The following is a 4,040-nucleotide window of genomic DNA, read 5'->3' on the forward strand; positions in this document are numbered from 1 at the left end:
CACAGCGTCCATACAAGCAGGAATGGACAATTGAAGAGGCCATGGCATTAGTTGAAAGCCAAGCCGGCAGTCATTTTGATCCCCAGTTGGTGGCAGCTTTCAAGCAAATATTGCCAGAGATTATCGTAACGAGGGACGCCTATGTGGAGCGGCAAGGGAGCCCAGTGCAGACCACTTTGGAGTAAGCCCCGCTTAGCGTGGTGTTTACTTGAAAATGAAGAGATTAGATTGCCATAGCGCATGCCGTCAGGATAGGGCGAATGTGGTATCAGCACCTGAATGTTAACCCGATATTTTGCCAGCGAATTGGCCAGATATTTGACCAGATATTTGACATGATGCCGTGCCGCTTAGTGCCGCGCCGCCTAAGGGGGGAAAGCACTCGGAGTTGGCGATGTTCGTCACTTAAACGGGGGGCTGTATAGGGAGGGGCACGCATCAAGGCGCCATTAGCGCCTTGATTGGACCGCGGTTAACGTAAGTGATGCTCTGTTAACTTAAGTGATGCCTTATTACCTTAAGCGCCGAAGTCTCATCAGCACTTAAGCCTCATCAGCACTTAAGCCTCATCAGCAATTAGGCCTCAGCGAGTGAGTAGGGTAAAGGCTGAATGGTCAGGCTTGAGCTGGCATCATCCGCAACGCGTAGCTGGGCATCATTGGGGGTGTCGTTGGCGAGCACCGCCGTTAACAACACTTGGTTGCCGCGTTGTACCCACTCAATGATCTGGCCACCACGGCGAAAGCCATCTTCCATGGCGATTTCAAGACCGGCGTCTAGGCTGAGGGTCAATTCGGTATGGCCACTGAGAATATACAGGGCGCGCTTATTGCCGCCGCGGTATTTCATGCGTGCGATGGTTTCTTGCCCCATGTAACAGCCTTTATTAAAACTGATGCCATTAAGCGCCTGCAGGTTGCACATTTGCGGTACATATTGATTGGCGTGGCTGGCACTGAGGTTAGGATAACCCGCCCGGATCTCGAGTGCTTGCCAGGCACTGGCATCAAATACCTTGTCTGAGTGGTTGCAGATGGCGCTTGCCGCTTCTGGGGTGAGCATTAATATAAAACGATCCCCGTCCTTTAAAATCGCCCCATGCTCAACCAAGGTCAATTCTTGCTGGATATCACCAAAATGCTTCGTCACAAACTGTGCGGCCTGCTCGCCTGCCACGCCCAGCAGTGTCCAAGCAGGGGTGTCATTGCTCAGGGTGGCTTTGCTAAACACGGCGTATTTTTGTAATTGAGGCAAATCAATGGCAAGGGTGTCTTGGGGCATCAACATAAACAGGGCATCGTTAATGGCAAAGGTTCTAAAGCTTGCCAGCATCTTGCCTTTTGGATCGCAGTGGGCTCCCCAGCGCCATTGGTCGGCGGCTAATGAGCTGATATCGGTGGTGACTTGGCCATGGATAAAGCTGCGGCCCTGTTCGCCAACAATCTTAATCAGACCTAAATGAGAGAGCTGAGTCAGTACCAGTGGCGGCAAGGCAGCATCGAGATCCCAATGGGGAGTAGAAACGGCAATAGTCATAGCAAGATCCTGAAAATAATGATGATAGGAGTGCATCGATTGTAGCGCTGATTGTCGCGCTAATTGTAACTGAGATAGTGTAGAGATAGTAATGGAAAGTGTACTGCAATTGCGTTTGACGCAAAAGCGAAGGGCGCAGATAGCATTGGGCTGATACCTGCGCCCTTGGTCAGGGGGCATTGCACTGCGTGCTCATCACTTGGCACCCATTACCTATCCCCAATCACCACTCACCACTCTCCAATACTCAATCTCCAATCCTCAATCGCGTAAACACGGCATTGGGGCTGGCCAATGGCATTGGCGCTTAGAACAGGACGCGGGTGCGCAATGTGCCCTCAATGGCTTTTAATTCCACTAAGGCTTCTTCGGCTTGATGGGTGTCCACTTCCATCACCACATAGCCAATTTCGGCGGTGGTTTGCAGGTATTGGGCAGCAATGTTGATGCCTTTTTCTGAGAAGGCCTTGTTGATTTTTATCAGTATGCCTGGGCGGTTTTGGTGAATATGCAGCAGACGTGAGGTGCCCTTATGCAGTGGCAGTGATACCTCTGGGAAGTTCACTGCCGACACTGTGGAGCCGTTATCTGAGTACTTCGTTAATTTACCCGCGACCTCAATGCCAATATTTTCTTGGGCTTCGGCGGTGCTGCCGCCAACATGGGGGGTGAGCAGTACGTTGTCTAAGCCGCGCAATGGGCTGATAAATTCATCGTCGTTTGATTGGGGTTCAACCGGGAATACATCGATCGCCGCGCCTGCTAAGTGACGCTCTTTTAAGGCAACCGTAAGCGCGTCGATATCGACCACAGTCCCGCGCGAGGCATTGATAAAGATACTGCCTTGACGCATTGCCGCAAATTCAGCCGTGCTGATCATATCTTTCGTCTGCGGGGTTTCAGGTACGTGCAAACTGACCACGTCGGCCTGCGCTAGTAATTGCTCCATGGAGTGAATTTGCTGAGCATTACCTAGCGGCAATTTATCTTCAATATCAAAAAATACCACTCGCATACCTAAGGTTTCCGCCAGAATACCCAGTTGGGTACCAATATGGCCGTAACCGATAACACCTAAGGTTTTACCGCGCACCTCATAGCTGCCTGCGGCGCTTTTTAGCCAACCTCCGCGGTGGGCGATGGCATTACGCTCAGGGATCCCCCGCATTAACATGATTATCTCCCCCAGCACTAATTCGGCAACGCTGCGGGTATTTGAAAATGGCGCGTTAAACACTGGAATACCAAGGGATTCGGCGGTGGCCAGATCCACTTGGTTGGTGCCAATACAGAAGCAGCCAATGGCGATTAACTTATCGGCGTGGTGCAATACCTCACGAGTTAATTGGGTACGGGAGCGCAGGCCAACAAAGTGGGCATCCTTGATGGCTGCCAGTAAAGCGTCATCGCTTAGAGCGGCTTTGTGGTATTCGATATTGGTGTATCCGGCCCGTTCAAACACATCGACCGCAGATTGGTGGACGCCTTCGAGCAGCAGGATCTTGATCTTATCCTTGTCCAGCGAATGTTTCGCCATGATATGGGTACCCTCTTATTAATAGAAATGTTTCTTATGCTATGCTCACCACCTACGCGTCCAACGTAGCACTTTTTCGGCGCGCTGTGGAGGGCTAGATGGCTAAAGTTTATATTCTAATTTCAGAACAATATCGCATAAGAGGAACCAATATTGAATTACAAAATGGCTTGGATTGCGATTTTCCTCATAGTGTTAGCGTGGTCGGCGATTAATCCAGCAGACAGATTTACTTGGTGGCTTGAGGTGTTGCCCGCATTAGTGGCCGCCCCGCTACTGTTGTTGACGCGCCAGCGTTTCCCGCTGACGCCGTTGGTGTATGGCTTAGTGCTGATCCATTGTTGTGTGTTATTTGTGGGCGGCCACTATACCTATGCCGAAGTGCCGTTATTCGACACCCTTGCCCAGTGGCTGGGTTCGGAGCGCAATAATTACGATAAAGTGGGCCATTTTGCGCAAGGGTTTATCCCTGCAATGCTCGCCAGAGAAATTATGCTGCGCCAGCAAGCGGTAAAACCCGGGGCTTGGTGTGCCTTTTTCGTGACCTGTTTTGCGCTGGCCTTTTCGGCATTTTATGAGTTGATTGAATGGTGGGTGGCTGTTGCCAGCGGCGAGGGTGCCGACGCTTTTTTGGGGACTCAAGGGTATGTGTGGGATACGCAATCAGATATGTTGCTGGCTTTAATTGGCGCGCTGGTGGCCTTGGCGTTGCTCTCTCGCGTGCAGGATAAGCAGATCGCTCGCTTGCAAGCTAATGCGGTGGCGCGATAATCATCCGCGCAGTGGTAATGGGCTTGGGATCCTGTTCACAGATGGTTGGCATGAGCTCGGTGGCTGTTATCTTTATGGCTGTTATATCGGTGATTGTTATATCCGTAAGTGTTATAAACGTTGGCATGATCCCAGTGTTGGCGTGTAATCCGCTATCCGCCAACTGTCCACTCCAGCCAGTAGTAAGGCGTTAGCG

General features: G+C 51.2%; 3 protein-coding genes and 1 pseudogene. 2 read left to right on the forward strand and 2 right to left on the reverse strand.

The features are described 5' to 3' along the window. A pseudogene (locus ACRCZA_RS14165) lies at positions 1 to 185 on the forward strand (hypothetical protein); the annotation flags it as partial. Positions 186 to 576: 391 nt separating this feature from the next. Here ACRCZA_RS14165 and ygfZ read toward each other — a convergent pair. Together ygfZ and serA are read right to left on the reverse strand one after the other, a co-directional pair. After that, positions 577 to 1,536: a tRNA-modifying protein YgfZ gene (gene ygfZ / locus ACRCZA_RS14170; RefSeq protein ID WP_438675052.1), complete on the reverse strand. Its 960-nt coding sequence runs from the start codon at positions 1,534 to 1,536 to the stop codon at positions 577 to 579. 307 nt (positions 1,537 to 1,843) lie between these two features. After that, positions 1,844 to 3,073 (reverse strand): phosphoglycerate dehydrogenase, encoded by a 1,230-nt coding sequence (gene serA, locus ACRCZA_RS14175; RefSeq protein WP_438675053.1) that lies wholly within the window; start codon positions 3,071 to 3,073, stop codon positions 1,844 to 1,846. Between the two features lie 153 nt (positions 3,074 to 3,226). Between serA and ACRCZA_RS14180 the strand changes: the two genes are divergently transcribed. After that, a complete protein-coding gene (locus ACRCZA_RS14180) occupies positions 3,227 to 3,844 on the forward strand; it encodes a DUF2238 domain-containing protein (protein ID WP_438675054.1) in 618 nt (205 codons plus the stop codon). The last annotated feature ends 196 nt before the right edge of the window (positions 3,845 to 4,040 follow it).

Source organism: Shewanella sp. (genome assembly GCF_051658185.1).
GTDB lineage: Bacteria > Pseudomonadota > Gammaproteobacteria > Enterobacterales > Shewanellaceae > Shewanella.